Here is a 23435-nt window from a genome sequence, read left to right as displayed (position 1 = left end):
AAGGCCGCCTGGCGGCCTTTCGGCTTTATGCTTTCTTCACGCCGTAGTCGCGTAACTTGTTGGCAATGGTCGTATGCGAAACACCCAGGCGTTTACCCAGGGCACGACTGGTTGAATGCTCTAGCAACAAACGCTGCAATACCGCCTTTTCAAACCTGCCAACGATATCGGCCAAACTTCCCTCCAGCGAAAACTCGCCCAATGGCTGACGCCCGCCATATTCCGGCAAGCGAACATGCTCGGCCTTTACCGTACCGCCTTCACATAATGAAACGGCCTGGAACATAACGTTCTCGAGTTGCCGGACATTCCCCGGCCATTGATACTGCGCCAACTTCTCCATCGCACTGGGTGCCACCTGGGGCAACGCGCAGCCGATCTGCCGGCTGGCCTGATCGAGAAAGTGCCCGACCAAACCAATAAGCCCATCCATGCACTCACGCAGCGGCGGAATGTGCAGGGACAAAACGTTCAGCCGGTGGTACAGGTCCTGGCGAAATTCGCCACGGGCGCACAACTCCGACAGATCCACCTGGGTGGCGCAGATCACCCGCACATCGAGGTACACCTCGTCATCGCTGCCCACCCGGCGAAAGCAGCCGTCTTGCAGAAAACGCAGCAGTTTGGCCTGCAGCCGGGCGCTCATTTCGTCGACGCCGTCGAGGAACAGCGTGCCACCGGCGGTCAGTTCCAGCAGGCCCAGCTTGCCCTCGGCCCGCGCCCCCTCGAACGCCCCCGGGCCGTAGCCGAACAGCTCGGTTTCGGCCATCGATTCGGGCAGCCCGGCACAATTGAGCGCCATCAGCGGCGAGGCGCCGCGCGGGCTGGCCAGGTGGCAGGCGCGGGCCAGCAGTTCCTTGCCCGTGCCAGTCTCGCCCTCGATCAGCAGCGGCGCATCCAGAGGCGCCATACGCCGGGCTTCGCGGACCACCGCAGCCATCAGCCGTGAGCTCTGGAAAATACTGTCGAAGCCGCGCAGTTCCTGCTTGCGCACGTTGTAGATGCGCTCGCCGATGCGGTCGGCGCGATGCAGGGTGAGTACCGCGCCCGCCAGCGCCTCGCTGTCATCGTGCTCCGATTGCAGCGGTGCGATGTCGGCCAGGAACACGTCGCCCTTGAGCTGTACGCGCAGGCCATTGACCCGCGACTTGTGCGCCCGCACCAGTGCGGGCAGGTCGAAATCCTCGACATAGCGCGACAGCGGCAAGCCCGGCACCTCATCGACGCGCACCCCCAGCAACTGCGCAGCGCTGCGGTTGGCAGCCACGATGCTGCCGGCCATGTCGATCGACAGCACCGGGAACTCCAGCGCACCGAGCAACGCATTGAGCTCCATGTGCCGGCGCTCGCTGGGCATCAGCCCGACACGCTTGACGCCAAACACCCCGCCAATGGCTTCGAACTTGGGTCGCAGGGCCTGGAACTGCAGGTTCATCAGGTTCGGGCAATGCAGGTAAATGGCGTTGCCGTGGTCACCGCCGACCTCGCCACGCAGCACATTGATGCCGTATTCGACCAGCAGATTGAGGATGTCTCGCAGGATACCGATGCGGTTCTGGCAGTGGACTTTAATGCGCATGTTCGCTCTCACGACGCCAATAAAAGCAGCAGATCGCTAAAAACTCGTAAAGAAAATCTGACAAATACGACGATTAGCACCGCCTCAAGCCGATGATTTTCCGACGCGCGCAGCGATTTGTAAAACATTCGTTACGAACACGGGTTTTCTGAGCGCCTTCCTTCTGCTTCACCCCGGTACAAGCCCTTTGAACCCGCGCTACAACTGAGCCCATGGGTGCCACCCACAACAATAAAAGCCCTCATCAGGAGAGCGCCATGAAACAGACCCAATACCTGGCCCGCGAGCCCGACGCGCACGGGTTCATCGAGTACCCCGAAGCCGAGCACGGGGTGTGGAACACCCTGATCACCCGCCAGATGAAGGTGATCGAGGGCCGCGCCTGCGATGCTTTCTTCGAAGGCCTGGAGCGTTTGGCCCTGCCCACCGACCGCATTCCGCAACTCGATCAGATCAACCGCGTCCTTGCCGCCACCACTGGCTGGCAAGTCGCCCGGGTGCCCGCGCTGATTCCGTTCCAGACCTTCTTCGAGCTATTGGCCAGCAAGCGCTTTCCGGTCGCCACCTTCATTCGTACCCCCGAAGAGCTGGACTACCTGCAAGAGCCCGATATCTTCCACGAGATCTTTGGCCACTGCCCGCTGCTGACCAACCCCTGGTTCGCCGAATTCACCCACGCCTACGGCAAGCTGGGCCTGGCCGCGAGCAAGGAACAACGGGTGTACCTGGCGCGGCTGTACTGGATGACCATCGAATTCGGCTTGCTCGACACTCCCCAAGGCACGCGCATCTACGGCGGCGGCGTGCTCTCGTCACCCAAGGAAACCGTCTACGCGCTGTCGGATGCGCCGGAGCATCAGGCGTTCGATCCGGTCGAAGCCATGCGCACGCCGTATCGCATCGATATCCTGCAACCGGTGTACTTCAGGTTGCCGAGCCTCAAGCGGCTGTTCGACCTGGCCCACGAAGACGTCATGGGCATGGTCACCCAGGCCACGCAGCTTGGCCTGCACGCGCCGAAATTCGCGCCCAAGGCGGCCTGAGCCGTTCTCCCTTTTTTCGATCTGAGGAACTGTATTCATGACCACGCTGAACCAGACCCACTGCGTCGCCTGCAGCGCCGATGCGCCGAAAGTCAGTGAGCAAGAGCTGGCAGAGCTGATTCGCGAAATTCCCGATTGGGGCGTCGAGGTGCGCGACGGCCACATGGAGCTTGAGCGGGTGTTCCTGTTCAAGAACTTCAAGCACGCCCTGGCCTTTACCAACGCCGTGGGTGCCATTGCCGAGGCCGAAGGCCATCACCCGGGTCTGCTGACCGAATGGGGCAAAGTGACCGTGACCTGGTGGAGCCATTCGATCAAAGGGCTGCACCGCAATGACTTCATCATGTGCGCGCGCACCGATGAAGTGGCCAAAGGGGCCGAAGGGCGCAAGTGAAGGGAGGCTGGGCGCTGTCCATTCCCGCCAGCCCTCGCAGCTGACCGAAGCGCCAGACCGGCTGCTTGCACAAGCGTTGCGTTGCCCCGCAGACCGCCGATACCCCAGCGAAAAAGGCGGCTAACGCAACCCACCCGCCTACAGCCCTACCCTGGGCGAGCTTGCTCGCGATGGGCGGCACCGCCGCCCCCGACCACACAACGCGAATGACCTGTAGGTAAAACGTAGCGCTCGAGGGACCGGCTTTGCCGGTCGTCGCGAGCAAGCTCGCGCCTATAGGGGGGGCAGTCCAGGCCACATTGATCCGTCATCGAACCATTCCCAACCTTCGCAAATCCCAATTTCACACGAACTGTCACACTCAGTCCTGTATCCTGCGCGAGCTGCGGTGTGCTTGGGGCGCGCCGCACGCTGCCTTTTCACTCACACTTGCGAGGAGCCTCGAGATGCATGAAATCCCGAACTTTCCCTTCCCAAGCCTGAACCCCGAAGAGCCGACCGTGACCGTCCATGCCGAGCCGACGCCTGCCGTCGACCAGGACGACAACGATTCCCCCCGCGCCGACCAGGACTGACTGCGCACCCACAGGCAGTGTGAAAACGGCTGAGTTGAAGACTTCGACCACAGCGCGTTTTCACACCGTTTTGTCGCCGTCCACAGATCGACACGCCTCTGCCTGATTCAGCGCCATGACGTACCTCAAACGATCGGGGCGGCGTCCTGGATCTGTACGAAAAGCCTTGATACTCGTTCAGGATGCGTTGAAAAGAGCCTGGAGGGCTAGCCTCGACTGGGCGTCCCCTCGACGAGGCGTCTGCGTCGCAATGCGCATGTACACCCGTACACTCCGCTTCCTGGGCTCTTTTTGCGGAGCCGCCAGCGGCCTTGCCTGGGTCTTGCTCCAGCGCACAGGCTCGGCCCCTCCCCCCCTACAACGGTCGAACCTGATACCCTGTCGCGCGCACGAACTGGCGCACTGCCACCCTCTTCCCCTTCGACCTGCCCCGGGCTTACCGCGAACGTGACGACGGCCCTCAAGGAGCCCGCATGCCTTCGCCTCACCCTCGCCTGCCGTTGAGCCTGCTCGCGCTGAGCATTGCCCTGCCCGCCAGCAGCCTGGCCGCGCAAGAAGTGACGCTGGCGCCGGTGCAGATCTCGGATGTCGCCGGCAGCGAGGGCTATCAAGTCCGCCAAGCGCAGGTGACCGGCCCCTACAGCGCCCCGCTGATCGACACACCCGCCTCGGTCAGCGTGTTCAGCCAGGCGCTGTTGCAAGACCGCCAGGCCCGTCAGCTCAGCGAAGTGCTGCACAGCGATGCCTCGGTGGGCGAGAGCTATGCGCCGATTGGTTATTACGAAAACTTCAACGTCCGTGGCTTTGCGCTCAATGCGGCCAGCAGCTACCGCTTGAACGGCCAGACCGTGGCCGGCGAGCAGAACGTGGCCCTGGAAAACAAGCAGCAGGTCGAATTGCTCAAGGGCTTGTCGGGCCTGTACAGCGGCGTGTCGGCACCCGGCGGGCTGATCAACTACGTGAGCAAGCGCCCGGAAGAGGTGCGCAGCGTCAGCGTGGCCAGTAACGAACAGGGCGAGCGCTACCTGGCCACGGACCTGGGCGGCTGGTTCGGCAGCGAACGCCAGTTCGGCCTGCGCGCCAACCTCGCCCATGAAGACATCCGCAGCTATGTCGAGCATGCCGACGGCCGCCGCGATTTCGCCTCGTTGGCTTTCGACTGGCAGCTCAGCCCCGACGCCACCTTGCAGCTCGATGCCGAGTACCAGCAGCGCCAGCAGCGTTCGGTGCCGGGCTACCAATTGCTGGGTAACAGCGCCCTGCCCCATCACGTCGACCCGATCGATCGCCTGGCAGACCAGGACTGGGCCAAACCGGTGCAGAGCGATTCGCTGAACCTCGGCGGGCGTTTCGAGTACCGCTTCAACAACGCCTGGACCGGCGCCCTGAGCGCCTCGCGCAGCCAGGTGGTGATCGACGACTACAGCGCCTTCGCATGGGGCTGCTATGGCGCGGCGAGCTGCGAAAATTCCGCAGTGCCGAATCACTTCGGCGCGCAAGGCGAGTACGACATCTATGATTTTCGCAGCCCCGACGACACCCGCCGGGTGGTCGAGACCCAAGCCACGCTCAATGGCCGCTTTCAGGCGTTGGGCATCGAGCATGACCTGACCCTTGGCAGCAGCGCTCAACGGCGCACGCTGGATCAGCGGCCGACCTACAACGAATTCGTCGGCAGCGGCACCATCGGTAGCGATGCGCCGCAGTGGCCGGCTTCCGTTCTCCCGTTAAAAAGCAGCGAGCGCCGACTCGACAGCCGCCAGTACGGTGTGTTTTTCAGCGACACCCTGACGTTCGATGAGCACTGGCAAAGCATTCTCGGCGCGCGCCAGGTGCGCCTGGATGAGCGCACCTGGGGCGAAGACGGCACGGCCGGCCGACATACCCAGCGCTATGAACTGCTGCCCAACGCCGCCCTGCTGTACAAGCCGGCAACCGACACCACCGTCTACCTCAGCTATACCAAAGGGCTGTCCACCGGCGGCACTGCACCGTGGTACGCCAGCAACGCCTCGGAAATCCTCGCCCCGACCCTCTCGCACCAGATCGAGCTCGGCGCCAAGCACGACTGGCAGGGCATCAGCTTCACTGCCGCAGTGTTCCAGTTGCGCCAGGCCAACCAATACACCCGGCCCAACGGCGACGGCAGCTTCACCTACGTGCAGGCCGGCCAGCAGAAGAACACCGGCCTGGAGCTCGGTGCCAGCGGCCAGGCCACCTCGCGCCTGCAACTGCACGCCAGCGCCGCCGCGATTCGCGCCCGGGTGAGTGGCAGTGACAGCCTCGACTATGAGGGCCATCAGGCGCTCAACGTGCCCAGCCTGCGCGCGGCGTTGCAGGCCGATTACAGCCTGCCCGTTCCCGGCTTGGCCCTGCTCGGCGGTGCCCGCTACAGCGCCAGCAAATACGCTGACCGTTCGGGGGATGTCTCGGTCGGAGGCTATACGGTGTTCGACGTCGGCAGCCGCTACCAGACTCGCATCAGCGGCTACGACACGGTGCTGCGCCTGACCGTCGACAACCTGTTCGACAAGCGCTACTGGCGCGATGTAGGGGACTACTTGGGTGACAACTACCTGTTCCAAGGCGCACCGAGAACGGCGCGGCTGTCGGCGTCGGTGAGCTTTTGATCAAAGGCGGTCTGGCTCGAGGGATCAGTGTGGTGTGTCTAAGGCCGGCGCTGCCGGCCATCGCGGCCAGCCGGAGTGCCGGATCTGTCTCTTCTACAGTGCACGGCCCCATGCGAGTCTCAAGTCGCACACGCATTGGTAGGAACGGTTTTACCGCAATGGGCTGCGCAGCAGACCCAATGGCTGCTAGTACGCGCTGTCAGGTTGGCCGGTGGCACCTGAGCTGGGCCGGCTACCCCGGCCATCGCGACTGCCGTCACTCCCACATTTGCGCGCTGTGGCTGGCGCAGCCTCATCGGATTTCAGAACGTATTACCTGAAATTGACACCGGTTCTGTTGGAGCGGCTTTAGCCGCGATGGCCGGCATAGCCGGCCTGGACGCAGTCACCGGGTAATAGCAGGTGCGGGCGAAGTTTGCCCCGGAGATGACGTGAGTGGGGATGGCGGACGGTGACCCGGCCGTTGACGTGTCGTGGCGCACTGCCCACGCACTGCCAACGATGCTGAATCGCGCGCACACAAAAAACCCCTGAAGCGGTTGAACGCTTCAGGGGTTTTTCGCTTACGAATGTGGCGGTGAAGAAGGGATTTGAACCCTTGATACGATTTCTCGTATACACACTTTCCAGGCGTGCTCCTTCGACCACTCGGACACTTCACCGTTTTCCCTTCAAGCCATTCAGCCTGTCGAGGCGCGCTAATTTAGTGGAAGGCCTTTCCTTTGGCAAGTTTTTTTTCAGATTTTTCATGCGCTTAAGCGGAACGCCGGCGCACAGGGCAATGCTGCCAATCCCAGGGACGCTTTTCCCAGTGCAATCGTCGCCCCCCTACGCAGCGCACAGCCCCAGGGCATTGATGACCGGGCGGTCAGCCTTGGTGCTTTACCTGCTCCCCGGCGCTGGTTAACGTCGGGGCCCCATTACCACAAGGATGCCCCCATGAGCGAGTTGATCAGTTACCACGCCGCAGACGGTATTGCCCTTCTCACCTTGAACAACGGCAAGGTGAACGCCTTCTCGCCCGAGCTCATCGCCACCTTCAACACCCTGCTCGACCGTGCAGAAGCCGAGCGTGTGGTGGTGGTGATCACCGGCCAGCCGGGGATTCTCTCAGGCGGTTACGACCTCAAGGTGATGACCGCCGGCCCCGAGCAGGCCGTGGCGCTGGTGAGTGCCGGCTCCGCCCTGACCCGTCGCCTGTTGGCCCATCCCTTCCCGGTGGTGGTCGCCTGCCCCGGCAACGCAGTGGCCAAGGGCGCCTTCCTGCTGCTGGCGGCCGATTACCGCATCGGCATCGAAGGCCCGTACAAGATCTGCCTGAACGAAGTGCAGATCGGCATGACCATGCACCATGCCGGCATTGCCCTGGCACGTGATCGGCTGAGCCGCGCGGCCTTCCCGCGGGCCGTCATCAATGCCGAGGTGTTTACCCCAGAGGCTGCGGTCGAGGCAGGCTTTCTCGACCGCGTGGTGCCCGCCGAGCAGTTGCGTGAGACCGCCTTCGCAGTGGCCGGCGAACTGAAAAAACTGAACATGCTCGCCCACAGGAACACCAAGCTGAAAGTACGCCAAGGGCTGCTGGAGGCGCTGGATGAGGCGATCGTGCGCGACAACAAGCACCTGGGTTGAATGCCTGGGTGGTTTAGCGTCGCGGCGCCCTTCAGCGCAGGTCCTGCACCTGGTTCAACCGGAGTAACACGCAATCATGGGTCGAGTCGTCGCCGCGGCGGTTTACAGCGCTGGCAGGAAAGTCACCAACATCAACATCAACGAGGGCCGCGAGTGGGCCAAAAAGCCTGGTCATTTCGTCTGGATTGGCCTGGAAGAGCCCAACGCGCAAGTATTGGAAACCTTGCAGGGCCAGTTCGATCTTCACGAACTGGCCATCGAGGATGCCCTGGAAAAACACAGCCGGCCCAAGCTTGAAACCTTTGGCGACGCGCTGTTCATCGTCACCTATTCGCCCATACGCCAAAACGGCACACTGGCCTTCATCGAAACGCACATCTTTGCCGGTTCAGGCTATGTGATCACCTGCCGCAACGGCGATTCGCAGTCCTATGCGCAAGTGCGCCAACGCTGCGAGGCACGCCCGCTGCTGCTCGAACATGGCGAAGACTTCGTGCTGTACGCCCTGCTCGATTTCGTGACCGAAAACTACCAGCCGGTCAGCGAAGCGATTCACGAAGAAATCCAGGACCTGGAGCAGAATGTGCTGACCAAGGCCTTGCAGGAATCGGACATCCAGCGCCTGCACAGGCTGCGCCGCGATGTGCTGCGCATGCGCCGCTATGTGGCGCCGATGGTGGAAATCGGCGAAGAGCTGCAGCGTCTGAACTTCCCCTTCATCGACAAGAACATGCGCCCGTACTTTCGCGATGTGCAGATCCACGTCACTCGGCAGATGGAAGACCTCACCACCATTCGCGACCTGGCCAGCCAGACCATCGAGGTGGGCATGTGGCTCGAATCTGCCAGGCAGAGCGTGACCCAGCGCAAGTTTGCCGCCTGGGCGGCGATCCTGGCGTTTCCGACAGCCGTGGCCGGCATCTATGGGATGAACTTCAAGAACATGCCCGAGCTGGACTGGCACTATGGCTATTTTGCCGTGCTGGGCGTCATTGGCCTGGGCTGCGCGGGGCTGTTTGCCAGCTTCAAGCGCTCAGGCTGGCTCTAAGCGGTCATTGCGCCGCCCGCTGCCAAGCGGCGCTGTGCTTCAGGAGACCTGTCGCGGAGCCTGCTGGATGAACCTGAGCATCCACTCCCCGACCAGGTCGCCCTGATGCTCGGTGGCCAAGCTGGCGATGGCGCGCGCATACACTTCATCGCCCAGATGCTCCTGGCGTGCATCGAGCAGAGCACGCGAGTAATCGTTGACGAACTCAGGGTGGCCCTGGAAGCACAGGACCTGATCACCGATGTGATAGGCCGCGTTCGGGCAGAAGTCGCTCGAAGCGATGACCGTGGCGCCTTCAGGTAATCGGGTGACCTGGTCTTGGTGGCTGATCAGCAGCGTGAGTTCGGTGACCTGCGCATCCATCCAAGGTGCATGGGCGGCCAGGCGATAGCGGTGCGTGCCCACTCCCCAGCCCTTGTCTGCCCGCTCGGCGTTGCCACCCAGGGTGAGCGCCAGCAGTTGATGACCGAAACACACGCCGAGCAACTTTTCGCCGCGCGCATACAGCTTCAGCAAGTACGCCTTGAGGGTTTCGATCCACGGATCGGAGGCGAACGAATCGGCCTTGCTGCCCGTCACCAGATAAGCATCGAAGATCTCGTCATCGCTTGGATAATGACCGTTCATCACGTTGTAGACGCGAAATTCGGCGGCGATGGTCTGACGAGAGAACAGCTGTTCGAACATCCTGCCATAACCCTGGTACTGCGCCGTCAACTCGGGTCGCAGAACATCGGTCTCAAGGATGCAGATGCGTAACGACATAGCAGTAGTCCTGAACGACAAAGAGAGAAAGGGGCGTAGAGCCTGACGCGAAAGACACGTACAAGCAAGTAGGCGGGACTGACGAACGGGCGTGCTGGCGTGCAAAGTAGCGAATATCCATACAGCTGTCTAAATGGCGTGATCCAGCGCTGGCCGCCCACTGCGCCAAACTGAAAGAAATTAAAAACCCTGCAACTAGAACAAAGGGGTCTCTGAAATGCACACACTTCGCCCTAGTGTTGGGTATGTATCCACACACAAGCGCCACGCCGAGCGGCCGTTGACCGCTGTAAGCAGCGTGGACGCGTATGCAGTGCCCGATCACTTTTCAGGAATAACTACAAAAAGGCAGGCCGCCATGTTTCGACACGCCAAGTTTCGCCAAGCCGGGCTTATCGTCTTCGCCACCACATTGTTGCTGATTCTGCCGAACATGAGTCGCCTGTTCGGTTAGGCGCAGTGGTGTCCCTCGCTGGGGCCAGCTAACCTTCCAGCCTCGATTGGTTGGAGGATTCCCATGCGCCACTGGCTGGCAATGCCGTCGCTGTTGTTGTGTCTGTCGTTGTGTCTACCGGCTGGGGCCGCGCAATTGCGCCTGGAGGCCGGCGCGCTGTCGCGGACGTGGACGACTGCCCAGTTGCTTGCGCATCCGCAAGCGCGCACGGTAGATATCCCCGCCGACGTTTCCTATAAGCGCGCCATGCACTACCGCGCGGTCCCGGTGGCGGCGTTGCTCGACGGCCTGCGTGACACTGATCATCTGCAGGCCGTGGCGTCTGACGGTTTTGCGGCTGAAATGCCTGCCGCGCCTTTGTTGCAGCGCGGTCCTGCGCAGGCCTGGTTGGCCATCGAAGACCCGGCAGCGCCGTGGCCGCCCCTGGCTGCAGGCAAGCCCAGTGCGGGGCCCTTCTACATCGTCTGGAGCGACCCGCAAGCCAGCGGCATCCGCCCGGAACAATGGCCTTTTCGAGTGACCCACCTGCGCCGTCTGGCGCCTGTCGCGCAGCGCTTTCCCATGATGCTCCCCGACCCCGCCTTGCCGGCCGCTGCAGCTGAGCGCCAGGGCTTTGCGCTGTTTCAGCAGAACTGCATGGCCTGCCACCGCCTCAACGGCGGCGGCGATGCGCAGGTCGGGCCTGACCTGAACCGACCGCATAATCCGACCGAGTATTTCCAGGCGGGCTGGCTGCGCCAACTGATTCGCGATCCACAGGGGCTCAGGCAGTGGCCGCAGGGCAAGATGCCAGGGTTCAGCGAAGCGGTGCTCAATGAACAGGAACTGGATGCGCTGCTGGCCTATTTGAAGCACATGGCCGGGCGCAAGGCCTGACACCAGGCTGCCGGGCCACACGGCCCGGCAGTATTGACCCTGTGCTGCTCAGGCGGTAAGCCGCTCTTGGCGAACGCCCCAGCCTTTGACTTCGCTGCCCAATGGCGAGATGACACGTTCGAACACCGCTTCGAAGTCACCGATACCACAGTACGTGGCATACATGACTTTGCTCAGTTGCAGGTGCCAATCACCCTCCTCCAACTCGCACACCTGGGCATTGGTGGACTCACCACGAAAGGCGCCTGCGGCCTGCCAGGCGCACGCTTCATCGGGGAATGTGGCGTAGAACTCGATGGGGTGAATACGGGTGAAGTCGAAGCCGCCTTCTTTCATCTGACGAAGTACGGTGCTGCTGATGTCGTCGTTCTGGCTCTTCATGAAACGTCCTCCTGCAGTGCAATGGATAGACTTTTCGTGCGCGGGACACTTGCCCTGGAAGGGCTTACGGAGCGGATGCAAGACGTGAAGGGAGGGGAAGCAGCGCAGGCCTGCACAAAGGCCGGCGCTCGACAGGCAGCGTAGTGCCTGCCTGGGTTCTACGCTAGCGGTTTTATGGCTTCTGGTGCTCGACGATCTCGGTGATGGTGATCGAGCTGTGATCCTTGAGCTCGCGCGCAGTAGGAGCAACGCTGCGATCCTGGAAATCGTTGAGGTCCAGTTCATCCACAACTGGCAATAGCTGCGCCCGAATGTACCGCGCGGCCTCTTCCTGAGTGGGCTGTTCGTCCGAGCAGTAAAGCAGCGTGGTCAGTTTGCCGGTCTTGTCGGCAAAGATGATGTCCCACTCTTTCATCAAATAGCCCTCTGCAAGTCAAAAAACAGCGGGGTGCTGTCTGAGGTAGATGACCCTGGATGCCCTCGATTTGTTCAGTCCGCGTGACGGGGCCCTACAGGCCCCGTCATCGGGATTTACTGAGGCGTGCCGTGGACCACACCAGCGGTGTTGTCGAGCAGGCTCTTGGTGGCGGTCTGGATGAACGCTTCGAGGGTCTTGAGCATCCGCGGCTGCTCCGGGCTTTCGATCAGCTCGCCCTTGGGCTCACGGCCCAGCTGGTAACGGTACATGCGCGGCGCCATGTCCTGCGACTCGATCAGCAGATGATCCCCGTGTATCAGGCCCACCACTTGCTCGCTGCCCGACGGCTTGATCATGCCGGTGCCCTGGTCGCCTTCAGGCAGGTTGAGCAGGTCGCGGCCCCAGCACTGATGACGGGTCTCCCCGCCCAGGCGACCCATGATGGTCGGCACGATGTCGACCTGGGTGCCCACCGTGTGATCGACCTTGCCGAACTTGTCCTGGATGCCAGGCGCGATCAGCAGCAGCGGAACGTGGAATCGCCCGAGGTCGAACTCGGTGATCTGTTGATTGTTGCCAAAGCCGTGGTCGCCCACGATCACGAACAGGGTTTCCTTGAAGTACGGCTCCTTGCGCGCCTTCTCGAAGAATTGCCCCAGCGCCCAGTCCGAGTAACGCATGGCGGTCAGGTGCTCATCGAGACGACCCTGGCCGGTCACCGGTTCCACCGGCAGGTCCTTGGGCAGCGCGTAAGGGGTGTGGTTGGAGAGCGTTTGCAGCAGCGCATAGAACGGCTCCTTGCCACCGCGTTTGGCCAGCTCTTCGGCACCCCGGTTGAACATGTCCTGGTCGGACACGCCCCAGGTGGGGTCGGAGAAGATCGGATCGACGAAGTCATTGCGCCCGATGAAGGTCGTCATGCCTTGGTTGCCGAAGAAACCGGACTGGTTGTCCCAGGCAAAATCGCCGTTGTACACGTACACGTCGTCGTATTTACGGGCGCTGAGCAATGCCGGCAAGCCGGACAGCTTGTGGCCGCCTTCAGGCGTCTGCATCAGGTACTCGAACCCGGGCAGGTTGGGGAAGCAGGCCATGGTGGCGAACATGCCCTGGTGGGTGTGCGTGCCGTTGGAGAAGAAGCGATCGAACAGCAGGCCTTCCTGGGCCAGCTTGTCGAAGTACGGGGTGATGTTGTGCGGGCTGCCCAGCGCGCCGACCGAGTGGCCGGCGAAGCTTTCCATGAGGATCACCACGACGTTCTTGATCGGCAGGGTGTTGGCCTGCGGCGGCACGAAGTCGCGGCGGATGGCGGCCTCGTCGGCATCGACCAGGGTGTCGTGGGCGGTCAGCAGCTGTTCACGCACGCTCTGCAGCGCCACCTGCGGGTCGAGGGTGGCTTTCCAGATGTTGGCGCGGTCTTCACCAAAGCGGCTCTTGGCGGCGTCGATCAAGGTCAGCGTGCCGTTGAGGCCCAACTGGTTGACGAAATTGGAATCGGTGGTGAAGGCATCGCCCCAGCGCATCGGCGGGCCCTGGCGCAGGGTGCCACGGGCGGCGACCACGGCAATCAGCAGAATCACCATGAACACGGCCAGGCGGTTGTACCAGGGCGTAGCGCGGCTCACGCCGGTGGCGCCCGCAGCGCTGCCCTGGCCACGGGTGAGACGGTCCGCACCCTTGAACAGCAGGCTCAGCAGCCAGGTGCCGAACAGCCAGGCGAGCAGGTAACGCACCACCGGGAAGCCGTACCAGAGCATGCTCAGCACGGTTTTAGGGTCTTCCTTGACGTACTGGAAGACCAGGCCGTTCAGGCGCTGGTGGAACTCACGGTAGAAGTCCATCTCCATCAGGCCGAGGAACATCACCATGCTGGCGGTGAGGGTCAGCCAGAGGCGGAAGAAACCGCGCTGGGCCATGGCCCAGGTACTGAGGGTGGCCAGCAGCAGCGGCACGCTGATGTAGGTGACCACACGCAGGTCGAAACGCAGGCCGTTGAGAAAGCCCTCGGCAACCGTGGCGTACGGTGTGTCACCGATCATGTCGCTGTTGTAGAGCAGCAGCGCCAGGCGCACCAGGCTCAACATCGCCATGATCACCAGCGCACTGAGCAGGGTGTAGGCCAGGTGAGATTTCACGGTAGGGTTGAACGGAGCGCGCACGCCCCTTTGCTTCAAGGCATCCGGATAAGCCATGAACGAAGAAGTCCTAAAATGCGAGGTTGCGGAAAAGACCCAACGGCCGTGTGCGGCCAGCCACAGGTGCCGGCGGCGGACCGAGGCGCCATTGTGCGGCGCGGATTTTCATTAATCCAGTGTGAAAATTATGTCACCTGGGCGTCGCGCATCTCGCCCAGGCCGCGCCCGAGGGCTTCAGCCGACGGCTCGCAAGCGCTTCTGTAGACGCAAAACGGGGCGTGCGACACGCAGGATGCTATCCATGAGTGTCGCACGCCCCGTTTTGCGGGTGCGCTGGCGACGTTGCGTTGAACGCCGCACAGGCTGGGGTCAGATACGCGTGTTACCACGCGGGCCAGCGATGGCCCAGATGATCAGACCCACGACCGGCAGGAACAGAATCAGCAGGATCCACAGGACCTTGGCGACACCGGATGCACCGCTCTTGACGACGTTGATGATTGCCCAGATGTCCAGGGCGAGAATGATCAGGCCAATCAGCCCATTGAAAGTCGAACCCATGTCACTGCTCCTGCATAGAGATATTGAAAAATCAGGCGCCGCGACCACTCTGACTGCGTGCCTTACCAGGTTACGACCGCACAGAGTGCGAGATGTCTCAATCCGCTTCGCTTGAGACCGATTCAAGGGGGCCATGTCTCCCTCTTGACCCTAGCAGAGCATGCTATTAGCGCCATAGAAGGGAATCCTTGGCCTGCGCTGTCGGTCCATCGTTAGACTCGCTTCACCTACCGCACGATGAGGTTCGCAATGCCCCCAGCCGACGCCCCTGCCACGTACCCCGCTTCCCTGCTCACGGCCTGGCGCCATCAGGCGCGCAGCAGCCCGTGGCTTAGCGCCGGGTTGGGGGTGAGCTTGCTGGCGATCCTGATCCTGCTCGGCGCGAGCATCTACAACGCAATCAACGGCGAGCACGCCGACAACCTGCACCTCGCGTTCGTCGGCGGGCTGGCAGGGTTTGGCGCTACGGCGCTGGGCGCTGTGCTGGCGGTGATCCTGCGTGATGTCAGCAGCCGCAATCAGGACGTGATGCTCGGCTTTGCCGCGGGAATGATGCTGGCCGCCAGCTCGTTTTCGCTGATTCTGCCGGGCCTGGAGGCAGCCCGTGAAATCACCGGCAATGGCTCGGCGGCAGCGGCCATCGTGGTGGTGGGGATGGGCCTGGGCGTGCTGTTGATGCTGGGCCTGGACCGCTTTACCCCACACGAGCACGAAAGCACCGGCCCGCGAGGCCCGGAGACGGCACGCATCAACCGTGTGTGGCTGTTCGTCCTGGCCATCACCCTGCATAACCTGCCAGAGGGCATGGCGATCGGCGTGAGCTTCACCAATGGCGACATGAGCGTGGGCCTGCCGCTGACCAGCGCCATTGCCATCCAGGACATTCCCGAAGGGTTGGCCGTGGCACTGGCCTTGCGCGCGACCGGGCTGTCGAGCCTACGGGCGGCGCTGGTGGCGGTGGGCTCGGGCTTGATGGAGCCCCTGGGTGCGGTGATCGGCCTGGGCATCTCTACCGGCTTCGCGGCGGCCTATCCGATCAGCATGGGCCTGGCAGCGGGGGCGATGATCTTTGTGGTGTCCCACGAAGTGATTCCGGAAACCCACCGCAACGGCCACCAGACCTCGGCGACCCTCGGCCTGATGGGCGGCTTTGCGGTGATGATGTTCCTGGATACGGCGCTGGGTTGAGCCGCCTGCCGGGAACGTGCACTCAGCGCCTGACCCTGTTCAGGCAAGCTGAGTCGATAGCGCTCGGGGCTGCTGCGCCGCCCCTCGCGGCGATAGCCGCTTGTACCCCGACCGCCTGCTTGTGCTGGAATGATTTCGTCCAGCTCTCCACGATCCACGGAGCGAGCTTGCTCGCGAAGGGCGGCGAAGCCGACCCAAGGCTGCAACCTCCATTGCCCTGCGGTTTCGCGGCGCCTGGACCGGGCCGGCTACGCCGGCCTTTGTCGCTGCTCAGCGAACAGCGCTGATGTCAGCGCCAGCTTTCCTTCACCGGCCGGCGCCGCGCGCTCAGGATCAGCCATCCCAGCGCACGCAGCAGGCTCTCCACTGCCAGCGCCAGCAGCAGCCCGGCACCAATACCCCAGCCAATGGCTTCAGGCACCAGCAGAATCTGGTAGTTGTAGCCCTTGAGCGTTTCTTCACGCAGTTGCTCATCGGGCTGCACCAGGACATGCCAGGTGCGCGCCCAAGCGTTGCCCTGAAGGGTCTGCCATTCGCGCTCCAGCGCCTGGTTGCGAATCAACAGGCTTTCGATGCTGTTGGCATCGCTGTTGAACACCGGGTCATCGCTGCTGCGGTAGTGGCGCAGCAAGGCTTGCAGGTCGCCATTGAAGAAGCGCTCGGCGGTTTCCTTGAAGCCGCTGAGCGCTTCGCGCGATTCGAGCATGTGCGCTTCCACACGCTGGCTGTAGCTGGCGATGTAGCCCGGCACCTGGATGCCGGCCAGCAGGGCCAGGGTGAACAGCAGCAGGCGTAGATAACTCAGGAACATGCCAGCACCTCGCCACTGTTGCCGTGTGCAGTGCACTCACCATGGCGCCACAAGGCCCATTGACCGGGTTCGTAGCGGTTCCAGGTTTCATTTTCAGTCAGCGCTTCGGTGGCGATCACGGTGACCACATCGTTGGGCGTGGTTTGCGTGAGAAAATCGACGATCAGGTCGACGTCCTTGAGCCGCGCCGCACCGAACGGGGCACGGCGGGTGATGTGCACCAGCTTGGTAGAGCAGAAGCAGAACAGCCAGTCGCCGTTGCTCAGCAGGCAGTTGAACACGCCCTGGCTGCGGTACTGGGCGCAAGCTTCGACCAGCACCGGCAGTAGTTGCTCGACCGCAACGGGTTCGGGGAAGGCTTCACGCACGCGGTTGAGCAGGTCACAGAAGGCGGCTTCGCTGTCGGTGTCGCCCACTGGCCGGTAGAAGGTTTTCTGCCCACTGAAGCCCTGCAACTGGCCATTGTGGGCAAAACACCAGTTCCGCCCCCACAGTTCGCGCACGAACGGGTGGGTGTTGGACAGGCAGACCTTGCCAACGTTGGCCTGGCGGATGTGGCCGATGACCACCTCGCTCTTGATCGGGTAGCGCTGCACCAGGTTGGCCACTTCCGACTCGCTGCTTGCCGAAGGGTCCTGGAACAGGCGCAGGCCGCGGCCTTCATAGAAGCCGATACCCCAGCCGTCGCGGTGCGGGCCGGTACGCCCGCCACGCTGCATGAGGCCGGTGAAGCTGAAAACGATGTCGGTGGGCACATTGGCGCTCATGCCGAGTAATTCACACATGCCCTGCCCTCCTGACTAGATCCTGGGTTCGACCCGGCCGTTGAACGACGGCGCCGGTGCCGCGGGGGTACGCTCGCGGTAACGGTCGTTGAGGTCGGCAGCCATCGGCGCGGGTTCGAGCTGTTCGTCTTCGACGCGGCGCCGCTCGGCAGCGGCTTCGGCCTGCTGGCGACGCGCACGCGCGCGGTTTTCCAGCGGCCAGCGCACCAGCACGAACACGGCATAGAGCACGAAGGCGAAGAGGCCGTACATGGCCAGGTCAGAGGCGGCGCGCCAAGCGTTGTTGCCAACCTTGAAGGCCAGATCCAGGGCGCTGATGGCGATGGAGGGGGCGAAGCTGTCCTTGGCCGGGTCGACGATGGTCGGGCTCAGCAACAGCACCGCCAGCACTACCCGCAGCGGCTCGCGCAGCCAGCGCCACATCCAGCCAGTGAGCTTGAAGAAGACCAGCAGGCAGCCCAGTGCCGCGAAGGCGTACAGGCCCCAGGCGAGGAGGTAGTCGTGTTCGGTCATGGTGAGGATGCAAGCCAGGGGAAGAGTTGCCTATGATAACTGCTTTTCCGGGCGCAGGCGCCCCCCATGCCGACAGCGCGACCGCTGCGTCGCCGCTGCCCCAGCCAAGAGAACCCTATGCCCGCAAGCACCCCGCCACTGTCTCCGCCCCTCGCCCGACAGCACCCCGGCGCCGACCCCTATGCCTGGCTGCAGGCACGCGACACCCCTGAAGTGCTGGCCTACCTGGAGGCCGAGAACGACTACCAGCAGGCCTGCCTGGCGCATCAGGCGCCGCTGCGCGATGCGCTGTTCGAGCAGATCAAGGGGCGCATTCTCGAAACCGACCTGTCGCTGCCCTCGCCCTGGGGCCCGTACCTCTACTACACCCGCACCACGGCAGGCGACGAGTACGCCCGCCACTACCGTTGCCCGCGCCCGGCAGATGACAGCAACCAGGTGGACGAACACGCCGAAACCCTGCTGCTCGATCCCAACGCACTGGCCGCCGACGGTTTCCTTTCACTGGGCGCTTTCAGCATCAGCCCTGACCACCAGCGCTTGGCCTACAGCCTCGACACCCGCGGCGACGAAGACTACGCGCTGTACGTGAAAGACCTCGCCAGCGGCGCCATCACGGCCCTGCCGTTCGAGGACTGCGACGGCAGCATGACCTGGGCCAATGACAGCCAGACACTGTTCTTCGGGGAGCTCGACGACACCCACCGGCCCTGGCGCCTGCGCCGCTACACCCTGGGCGACAGCGACGCGCGCACAGTGCTCGAGGAACCCGACGGCCGCTTCTTCCTGCACTGCTACCGCACCAGCTCCGAGCAGCAACTGGTGCTGCTGCTCAACAGCAAGACCACCTGCGAAGCCTGGGTGCTCGACGCCAACACGCCACTGGCCGAGTTCACCTGCCTGGCACCGCGCCGCGAGGGCCACGAATACTTCCCCGACCACGGCATGCTCGAAGGGCAGTGGCGCTGGTTCATCCGCAGCAACCAGAACGGCATCAATTTTGCCCTGTTCCAGGCACCCGCCGAGTGCGTGCCGCGCCATGACCAGTGGCAGGTCCTGGTGCCGCATCGCGAAACGGTCATGCTCGAAGACCTCAGCCTCAACGCCAGCGCATTGACCCTGAGCCTGCGCGAAGGAGGTCTGCCGATCATCGAAGTGCACCCCGAGGGGCAGCCGGCCTACCGCGTACAGCTGCCGGATGCGGCCTACAGCCTGTACGTGCAAGACAGCCTGGAATTCACCAGCCCGCGCCTTCGCCTGCGCTACGAGGCCTTGAACCGTCCGGCGCAGGTGCGTCAACTGGCGCTGGCCGATGGCGCGCAGAGTGTGCTCAAGCAGACCCCGGTGCTGGGCGCGTTCGATGCTGACGATTACGTCAGCGAGCGTCTCTGGGCCACCGCCGCCGACGGCACGCAAGTGCCCATCAGCCTGGTGCGCCGTCGCGCCGATCAGGGCCAGTCGGTGCCGCTTTATCTGTACGGCTACGGCGCTTACGGGGAAAGCCTCGACCCGTGGTTCTCCCACGCCCGCCTGAGCCTGCTCGAACGCGGCGTGGCCTTTGCCATCGCGCATGTGCGCGGCGGCGGCGAACTGGGCGAGGCGTGGTACCGCGCCGGCAAGCAGGCGCACAAGCAAAACACCTTCGATGACTTCATCGCCTGCGCCGAGCACCTGATAAGCACAAACGTGACTACGGCCGAGCGCCTGGCCATCAGCGGCGGCAGCGCCGGCGGGCTGCTGATCGGCGCGGTGCTCAACCTGCGCCCTGAGCTGTTCCGCTGCGCCATCGCCGAGGTGCCCTTCGTCGATGTGCTGAACACCATGCTCGACCCCGACCTGCCGCTGACCGTCACCGAGTACGACGAATGGGGCAACCCCGACGTGCCCGAGGTCTACGCGCGGATCAAGGCCTATGCGCCCTACGAGAACGTCAAGGCGCAGGCTTATCCGGCCCTTCTGGTGGTGGCCGGCTACAACGACAGCCGCGTGCAGTATTGGGAAGCCGCCAAATGGGTGGCGCGCCTGCGCACGCATAAAACCGACGACAACCTGCTCCTGCTCAAGACGGAAATGGGCGCCGGCCACGGCGGCATGAGTGGCCGTTATCAGGGGCTGCGCGATGTCGCGCTGGAGTATGCTTTCGTGCTGGAAAGCCTGGGCGTGGTGTAGACCAGGCAGCGGTCGCGGCGCGCTGGGGCGTCGGCACGTGGTCAGGCCGCGATCCGGTGGCCTCGTCCCCAGGGAAACGGGCTGTCACCGACGGCTAGCGTCGAACCGGCACGCTCACCGGCGGCGTCTGCGCAGGCTTGGGCAGGGGCTGGTCCTTGGGCGGACCGGGATGCGGAATCGGCGGCAGCATCGGGCCACCGGGTGCACCGTCGCCGGCCTTGGGCGGGTTGCTCGGGGTGATCTGCGGATACGGCGATGGCGTCGCGGTGCCAGGCGCGCCGGGCACGGTCACCGGCGCTTGTGGTTGCGGCCCTGCCGCCTCGGCCAGGGAAATGCCGGCCAGCAGCCAGAGGGCAAGAATGGCGTACATAGCCAACCTCCTATCAGAAATCTTCCTACAGGCTACCTGCAAGTTGGCCATCGCGCCTGTCCGGCGTACTGCCAGGCAGGCTAGACTTCACGGCATAACCGTCATCCGCCTGATCAAAAAACAAAGGTACCACCATGAGCTCGGCCTCCACTTCTGCCGCCACCGCGCGGCTCGACCGCATTCTTGCCGACGCCAAGCGCGACAAGGACATGGGCTATCGCGACAAGGCCCTGAGAATGTACCCCCATGTCTGCGGCCGCTGCGCCCGTGAGTTTGCCGGCAAGCGCCTGTCGGAACTGACCGTGCACCACCGCGACCACAACCACGACAACAATCCCCAGGACGGCTCGAACTGGGAATTGCTGTGTCTGTACTGCCACGACAACGAGCACTCGCGTTACACCGACCAGCAGTACTTCAGTGAGGGCTCGTTGAGCTCGCCCAGCACAGCCAAGGCCACGCACAATCCGTTCGCGGCGCTGGGCGACTTGCTGAAAAAATAGCCCGCGCAGAGATCGCCAGCCGCGCCCGGGTGGATTGCCGCACGCGACCCAGGGCGCGGCCATCCGGACTTCGGCCGCCTCGACAGCTGCCCGTTCTTGCCCGTCTGGACGCTTTGAGGTGGTGCCGCCAGCCTGTCAGCACGCTGCCACCGCCACGCTCATCGTCAGCCATCCGCCACATCGGCTGAACGCTTCGCCCGCTGCAGCGGTCAGCTCGTATACCCCCTTTCAGGAGATCTTCCCCATGAGCGACAACCATTCGAACGACAAGAACGTCAAAGGTATCGAGCGTTTTGCATCGCTGGCCGGCGGCGTAGTCATGATCGGCAGAGGCCTGAGCAAAGGCGGTTTCCTCGGCCTGGTGCATGTCGCGGTCGGCGGCCTCGCGCTGGCCCGTGGCGTCAAGGGGCACTGCGCGGCCAAGACCTTCTTCGAAGAGCACCGCTCCGAGTACGACCGTCTGCGCTCGGGCCTGGAGCACGATTCGGCCGAGCTGGTCAAACTCAAGGCCAGCGCGGATGCCGCGACTCGCGGTGTGACCGTGACCGGCAAAGACCCTATCGCCGGCTGAGACCTTGAATGACCGCGGGCGCGCAGCTCGGCGCAAGACGCCGACCTGTTGCGCAGCCCGTCGCAACTGACCGGAGCGCCGGACCCGCCGCTTCGGCATCCGCGTACCGAGGAATCCAGGTTGCAGCCGAGGGTCGGCTGCGCCGTGCCAAGGGTCCCGACGACGGATAACCAGAATTCCGCTTCTGTCGTCAGTGCAGCGTTCCTGCCTTCAAGCCGGGCGGACGCCTACCACCCAGCCCTGTTTCTGCGGCGCCCACGATCGCGCGCCATCACGCTCGCGTTCAACGCCCTGCCTACCTCAAGCCGTCAACCGGCGCGGAAGATCAAATGGTCTTCCCAATCGTCCTCGTCCACTTCGTTTTCGCCGAGCATGCGCCCGGCGTAAGAGATGCGTTGCTCGTGGACCTGGCTGCGATCTCCGCACACCAGTGGGTGCCAGCTGGGCAGGTCCTGGCCCTCGCTGACCAGGCGGTAACCGCAGGTGCTCGGCAGCCACTTGAACTGGTCGGCCTTGCCAGGGGTGAGCTGGATGCAGTCGGGCACCGCCTTGAAGCGACCGGGGTAGTCGCTGCATTGGCAGGTGTTCAAATCAAGCAGCTTGCAGGCGATGCGGGTGTAGTAGATACCCCCATCGTCTTCGTCTTCGAGCTTCTGCAGGCAACACAGCCCGCAGCCGTCGCACAGCGATTCCCACTCGCCGGGGCTCAGTTGCTCGAGGGTCTTGCGCCGCCAGAAGGGCGCGCTTTCAGCGTTCATGACTCAGTGTTCCTGCAGTGTTGGTAACGCCGCCAGACGCGGCGGCGCCAGTCTAGGGCGTGGCCTGGCGCATTGCCAGACCGCTTGTCTGTGACGATTGTACGCGCTAGCCCGCAGTGCAGGCCTGCCGCTCAGTGCGCGGAAGGCCGATGCGCGTTTCAGTGTTTGCCCCACCGCTTGTCTGTGACGATTGTACGCGCCAGCCCGCAGTGCGGGTCTGCCGCTCAGTGCGCGGGAGGCCGATGCGGGTTTCCAGTGTTCATCTCACCGGTCAGGCTGCGTATCAAGCGCCAGCGCGGCTCAATAGCCGCGCTGGAAATTCACCACACCGCGCAAGCCCTGCCCCGCCTGATACCCCTGCAGGTTGTGCAGAAACAGCTCGACCATCGCCACCGGCGAGGTGGGCGCCGAGCTGTGGCCCGTGAGAATCAGCCCTGGCGCATGCCAAAACGGATGCTGTGTGGGCAGCGGCTCCTCACGGCACACATCGATCACCGCACCCGCCAGGTGGCCGCACTCGAGGGCCTGTACCAGATCGGCGTCGACCACCGCCACCCCGCGCCCGGCATTGATGAACAGGGCGCCAGGCTTGAACCTGGCCAGCAGGGCGGCGTCGTACAGGTCGTGGGTGGCTGGCGTGTCGGGCAGCAGGTTGATCACGTAATCGGCCTGCGTCACCCACTGCGCCACTGCGCTCAGGGCAGCCACTTCAATGAAGGGCGCCTGGTCGCGCGCCTGGCTGGCAATCCCACGCACCCGCAGGCCGAAGCCGACCAGGTATTGGGCAACCTGCTGGCCGATTTCCCCGCAGCCGACGATCAGCACCTCACGGCCCGCCAGGCTCTGCCCAGGGCGCCCGTCCCAGCGCCGCTGGGTCTGGTGGATAAGGCGTGAGAGTACCTGACGCTCATGGTTGAGCAGGTAGGTCAGCACGTACTCGGCCATGACCTGGCCGAAGATGCCGACTGCGCGCGTGAGCAGGTAATCACGCGGCAGGTCAGGCGCCAACAAGGGCGTGACGCCCGCCCAGGTGGATTGCAACCAGGCGGGCTTGAGCCCATGACGCAACAGGTCGGCCAACAGATCCGGCTCGCCGAGCCAGACAGACGCCTGCCCGGCCATCGTTCGCAGCTCGGAGGGGTCGCTGCTGGCGAGCACCTGCAACTGAGGATGCTGCTCGGCGATCAGCTGGGCATAGACGGGATGATCGTGTTCTGCGACCACTACCTGCATGGCAAACTCCTGACGGGGCGGTCTGCCCGGCGCTGACGCCGGTCAG

At 63.6% G+C, this 23435-nt stretch carries 23 protein-coding genes and 1 tRNA gene; 11 read left to right on the top strand and 13 right to left on the bottom strand.

Translation table 11 applies throughout. From position 1 onward, the window contains the following. Positions 1-25: 25 nt before the first annotated feature. Complete coding sequence (locus SJI00_RS01740) at positions 26-1579, bottom strand: sigma-54-dependent transcriptional regulator (RefSeq protein WP_322460038.1); 1554 nt, start codon at positions 1577-1579, stop codon at positions 26-28. A 257-nt stretch (positions 1580-1836) separates the two neighbouring features. Here SJI00_RS01740 and phhA point away from each other — a divergent pair, with 257 nt between their 5' ends. From phhA to SJI00_RS01720, 4 genes are all read left to right on the top strand, one after another. Then, entirely contained in the window at positions 1837-2622 is a 786-nt protein-coding gene (gene phhA / locus SJI00_RS01735) for a phenylalanine 4-monooxygenase (RefSeq protein WP_322460037.1), read from the top strand. Between the two features lie 37 nt (positions 2623-2659). Further along, entirely contained in the window at positions 2660-3016 is a 357-nt protein-coding gene (locus SJI00_RS01730) for a 4a-hydroxytetrahydrobiopterin dehydratase (protein ID WP_322460036.1), read from the top strand. Positions 3017-3462: 446 nt separating this feature from the next. After that, positions 3463-3591, top strand: coding sequence for a hypothetical protein (locus SJI00_RS01725; RefSeq protein WP_322460035.1), 129 nt, complete (start codon positions 3463-3465; stop codon positions 3589-3591). A gap of 473 nt (positions 3592-4064) precedes the next feature. Further along, complete coding sequence (locus SJI00_RS01720) at positions 4065-6221, top strand: TonB-dependent siderophore receptor (RefSeq protein WP_322460034.1); 2157 nt, start codon at positions 4065-4067, stop codon at positions 6219-6221. A 572-nt stretch (positions 6222-6793) separates the two neighbouring features. On the opposite strand, the gene SJI00_RS01715 is transcribed toward SJI00_RS01720, so the two are convergent. Then, positions 6794-6883: transfer RNA gene (locus tag SJI00_RS01715), tRNA-Ser, on the bottom strand. Positions 6884-7160: 277 nt separating this feature from the next. On the opposite strand from SJI00_RS01715, the gene SJI00_RS01710 reads away from it, so the two are divergent. After that, a complete protein-coding gene (locus SJI00_RS01710; RefSeq protein ID WP_322460033.1) occupies positions 7161-7850 on the top strand; it encodes a crotonase/enoyl-CoA hydratase family protein in 690 nt (229 codons plus the stop codon). A 76-nt stretch (positions 7851-7926) separates the two neighbouring features. Further along, entirely contained in the window at positions 7927-8898 is a 972-nt protein-coding gene (locus tag SJI00_RS01705; protein WP_312932427.1) for a magnesium and cobalt transport protein CorA, read from the top strand. 39 nt (positions 8899-8937) lie between these two features. Here the strand turns inward: SJI00_RS01705 and SJI00_RS01700 are convergent, their stop codons facing one another. After that, positions 8938-9663, bottom strand: coding sequence for an amidotransferase (locus SJI00_RS01700; protein WP_322460032.1), 726 nt, complete (start codon positions 9661-9663; stop codon positions 8938-8940). A gap of 517 nt (positions 9664-10180) precedes the next feature. Here SJI00_RS01700 and SJI00_RS01695 point away from each other — a divergent pair. Further along, positions 10181-10993 (top strand): cytochrome c, encoded by an 813-nt coding sequence (locus SJI00_RS01695; protein WP_322460031.1) that lies wholly within the window; start codon positions 10181-10183, stop codon positions 10991-10993. A gap of 48 nt (positions 10994-11041) precedes the next feature. On the opposite strand, the gene SJI00_RS01690 is transcribed toward SJI00_RS01695, so the two are convergent. From SJI00_RS01690 to SJI00_RS01675, 4 genes are all read right to left on the bottom strand, one after another. Next, positions 11042-11374, bottom strand: a complete 333-nt coding sequence (locus tag SJI00_RS01690; RefSeq protein WP_322460030.1) for a ribonuclease E inhibitor RraB — start codon at positions 11372-11374, stop codon at positions 11042-11044. A 172-nt stretch (positions 11375-11546) separates the two neighbouring features. Next, on the bottom strand, positions 11547-11789 hold the full coding sequence (locus SJI00_RS01685) for a hypothetical protein (RefSeq protein WP_322460029.1): 243 nt from the start codon (positions 11787-11789) through the stop codon (positions 11547-11549). A gap of 116 nt (positions 11790-11905) precedes the next feature. After that, on the bottom strand, positions 11906-13984 hold the full coding sequence (locus SJI00_RS01680) for an LTA synthase family protein (RefSeq protein WP_322460028.1): 2079 nt from the start codon (positions 13982-13984) through the stop codon (positions 11906-11908). 312 nt (positions 13985-14296) lie between these two features. Then, entirely contained in the window at positions 14297-14488 is a 192-nt protein-coding gene (locus SJI00_RS01675) for a PLDc N-terminal domain-containing protein (RefSeq protein WP_312932410.1), read from the bottom strand. 249 nt (positions 14489-14737) lie between these two features. Here SJI00_RS01675 and SJI00_RS01670 point away from each other — a divergent pair, with 249 nt between their 5' ends. Continuing rightward, complete coding sequence (locus SJI00_RS01670) at positions 14738-15676, top strand: ZIP family metal transporter (RefSeq protein WP_322460027.1); 939 nt, start codon at positions 14738-14740, stop codon at positions 15674-15676. Between the two features lie 289 nt (positions 15677-15965). On the opposite strand, the gene SJI00_RS01665 is transcribed toward SJI00_RS01670, so the two are convergent. From SJI00_RS01665 to SJI00_RS01655, 3 genes are read right to left on the bottom strand one after another with little or no spacing between them, the layout of a single operon-like run. Beyond that, positions 15966-16487: a DUF2937 family protein gene (locus tag SJI00_RS01665; protein ID WP_322460026.1), complete on the bottom strand. Its 522-nt coding sequence runs from the start codon at positions 16485-16487 to the stop codon at positions 15966-15968. Continuing rightward, complete coding sequence (locus SJI00_RS01660; protein WP_322460025.1) at positions 16478-17272, bottom strand: class II glutamine amidotransferase; 795 nt, start codon at positions 17270-17272, stop codon at positions 16478-16480. Before SJI00_RS01660 ends, SJI00_RS01665 begins: the two co-directional genes overlap by 10 nt. 15 nt (positions 17273-17287) lie before the next feature. Continuing rightward, positions 17288-17785: an MFS transporter gene (locus SJI00_RS01655; protein ID WP_322460024.1), complete on the bottom strand. Its 498-nt coding sequence runs from the start codon at positions 17783-17785 to the stop codon at positions 17288-17290. Between the two features lie 117 nt (positions 17786-17902). Between SJI00_RS01655 and SJI00_RS01650 the strand changes: the two genes are divergently transcribed. After that, complete coding sequence (locus SJI00_RS01650) at positions 17903-19954, top strand: S9 family peptidase (RefSeq protein ID WP_322460023.1); 2052 nt, start codon at positions 17903-17905, stop codon at positions 19952-19954. Positions 19955-20048: 94 nt separating this feature from the next. Here the strand turns inward: SJI00_RS01650 and SJI00_RS01645 are convergent, their stop codons facing one another. After that, on the bottom strand, positions 20049-20324 hold the full coding sequence (locus tag SJI00_RS01645; RefSeq protein WP_322460022.1) for a hypothetical protein: 276 nt from the start codon (positions 20322-20324) through the stop codon (positions 20049-20051). A gap of 134 nt (positions 20325-20458) precedes the next feature. Between SJI00_RS01645 and SJI00_RS01640 the strand changes: the two genes are divergently transcribed. Both SJI00_RS01640 and SJI00_RS01635 read left to right on the top strand, forming a co-directional pair. After that, complete coding sequence (locus SJI00_RS01640) at positions 20459-20827, top strand: YajD family HNH nuclease (protein WP_322460021.1); 369 nt, start codon at positions 20459-20461, stop codon at positions 20825-20827. Positions 20828-21071: 244 nt separating this feature from the next. Then, complete coding sequence (locus SJI00_RS01635; protein ID WP_322460020.1) at positions 21072-21398, top strand: YgaP family membrane protein; 327 nt, start codon at positions 21072-21074, stop codon at positions 21396-21398. A gap of 308 nt (positions 21399-21706) precedes the next feature. Here the strand turns inward: SJI00_RS01635 and SJI00_RS01630 are convergent, their stop codons facing one another. Together SJI00_RS01630 and SJI00_RS01625 are read right to left on the bottom strand one after the other, a co-directional pair. Continuing rightward, a complete protein-coding gene (locus tag SJI00_RS01630) occupies positions 21707-22156 on the bottom strand; it encodes a YcgN family cysteine cluster protein (protein WP_322460019.1) in 450 nt (149 codons plus the stop codon). A gap of 300 nt (positions 22157-22456) precedes the next feature. Further along, a complete protein-coding gene (locus tag SJI00_RS01625) occupies positions 22457-23389 on the bottom strand; it encodes a D-2-hydroxyacid dehydrogenase (protein ID WP_322460018.1) in 933 nt (310 codons plus the stop codon). Between the last annotated feature and the right edge of the window lie 46 nt (positions 23390-23435).

This window comes from Pseudomonas gebzensis, assembly GCF_034427815.1.
Taxonomy (GTDB): Bacteria; Pseudomonadota; Gammaproteobacteria; order Pseudomonadales; family Pseudomonadaceae; genus Aquipseudomonas.
Note: the sequence above shows the minus strand (reverse complement) of the source record. Positions and strands in the feature narration are given on the sequence as shown.

Bases quoted from the DNA above. Each gene is read 5' to 3' on its own strand.
- SJI00_RS01740 (WP_322460038.1), bottom strand. From the start codon at position 1,579: ATGCGCATTAAAGTCCACTGCCAGAACCGCATCGGTATCCTGCGAGAC.
- phhA (WP_322460037.1), top strand. From the start codon at position 1,837: ATGAAACAGACCCAATACCTGGCCCGCGAGCCCGACGCGCACGGGTTC.
- SJI00_RS01730 (WP_322460036.1), top strand. From the start codon at position 2,660: ATGACCACGCTGAACCAGACCCACTGCGTCGCCTGCAGCGCCGATGCG.
- SJI00_RS01725 (WP_322460035.1), top strand. From the start codon at position 3,463: ATGCATGAAATCCCGAACTTTCCCTTCCCAAGCCTGAACCCCGAAGAG.
- SJI00_RS01720 (WP_322460034.1), top strand. From the start codon at position 4,065: ATGCCTTCGCCTCACCCTCGCCTGCCGTTGAGCCTGCTCGCGCTGAGC.
- SJI00_RS01710 (WP_322460033.1), top strand. From the start codon at position 7,161: ATGAGCGAGTTGATCAGTTACCACGCCGCAGACGGTATTGCCCTTCTC.
- SJI00_RS01705 (WP_312932427.1), top strand. From the start codon at position 7,927: ATGGGTCGAGTCGTCGCCGCGGCGGTTTACAGCGCTGGCAGGAAAGTC.
- SJI00_RS01700 (WP_322460032.1), bottom strand. From the start codon at position 9,663: ATGTCGTTACGCATCTGCATCCTTGAGACCGATGTTCTGCGACCCGAG.
- SJI00_RS01695 (WP_322460031.1), top strand. From the start codon at position 10,181: ATGCGCCACTGGCTGGCAATGCCGTCGCTGTTGTTGTGTCTGTCGTTG.
- SJI00_RS01690 (WP_322460030.1), bottom strand. From the start codon at position 11,374: ATGAAGAGCCAGAACGACGACATCAGCAGCACCGTACTTCGTCAGATG.
- SJI00_RS01685 (WP_322460029.1), bottom strand. From the start codon at position 11,789: ATGAAAGAGTGGGACATCATCTTTGCCGACAAGACCGGCAAACTGACC.
- SJI00_RS01680 (WP_322460028.1), bottom strand. From the start codon at position 13,984: ATGGCTTATCCGGATGCCTTGAAGCAAAGGGGCGTGCGCGCTCCGTTC.
- SJI00_RS01675 (WP_312932410.1), bottom strand. From the start codon at position 14,488: ATGGGTTCGACTTTCAATGGGCTGATTGGCCTGATCATTCTCGCCCTG.
- SJI00_RS01670 (WP_322460027.1), top strand. From the start codon at position 14,738: ATGCCCCCAGCCGACGCCCCTGCCACGTACCCCGCTTCCCTGCTCACG.
- SJI00_RS01665 (WP_322460026.1), bottom strand. From the start codon at position 16,487: ATGTTCCTGAGTTATCTACGCCTGCTGCTGTTCACCCTGGCCCTGCTG.
- SJI00_RS01660 (WP_322460025.1), bottom strand. From the start codon at position 17,272: ATGTGTGAATTACTCGGCATGAGCGCCAATGTGCCCACCGACATCGTT.
- SJI00_RS01655 (WP_322460024.1), bottom strand. From the start codon at position 17,785: ATGACCGAACACGACTACCTCCTCGCCTGGGGCCTGTACGCCTTCGCG.
- SJI00_RS01650 (WP_322460023.1), top strand. From the start codon at position 17,903: ATGCCCGCAAGCACCCCGCCACTGTCTCCGCCCCTCGCCCGACAGCAC.
- SJI00_RS01645 (WP_322460022.1), bottom strand. From the start codon at position 20,324: ATGTACGCCATTCTTGCCCTCTGGCTGCTGGCCGGCATTTCCCTGGCC.
- SJI00_RS01640 (WP_322460021.1), top strand. From the start codon at position 20,459: ATGAGCTCGGCCTCCACTTCTGCCGCCACCGCGCGGCTCGACCGCATT.
- SJI00_RS01635 (WP_322460020.1), top strand. From the start codon at position 21,072: ATGAGCGACAACCATTCGAACGACAAGAACGTCAAAGGTATCGAGCGT.
- SJI00_RS01630 (WP_322460019.1), bottom strand. From the start codon at position 22,156: ATGAACGCTGAAAGCGCGCCCTTCTGGCGGCGCAAGACCCTCGAGCAA.
- SJI00_RS01625 (WP_322460018.1), bottom strand. From the start codon at position 23,389: ATGCAGGTAGTGGTCGCAGAACACGATCATCCCGTCTATGCCCAGCTG.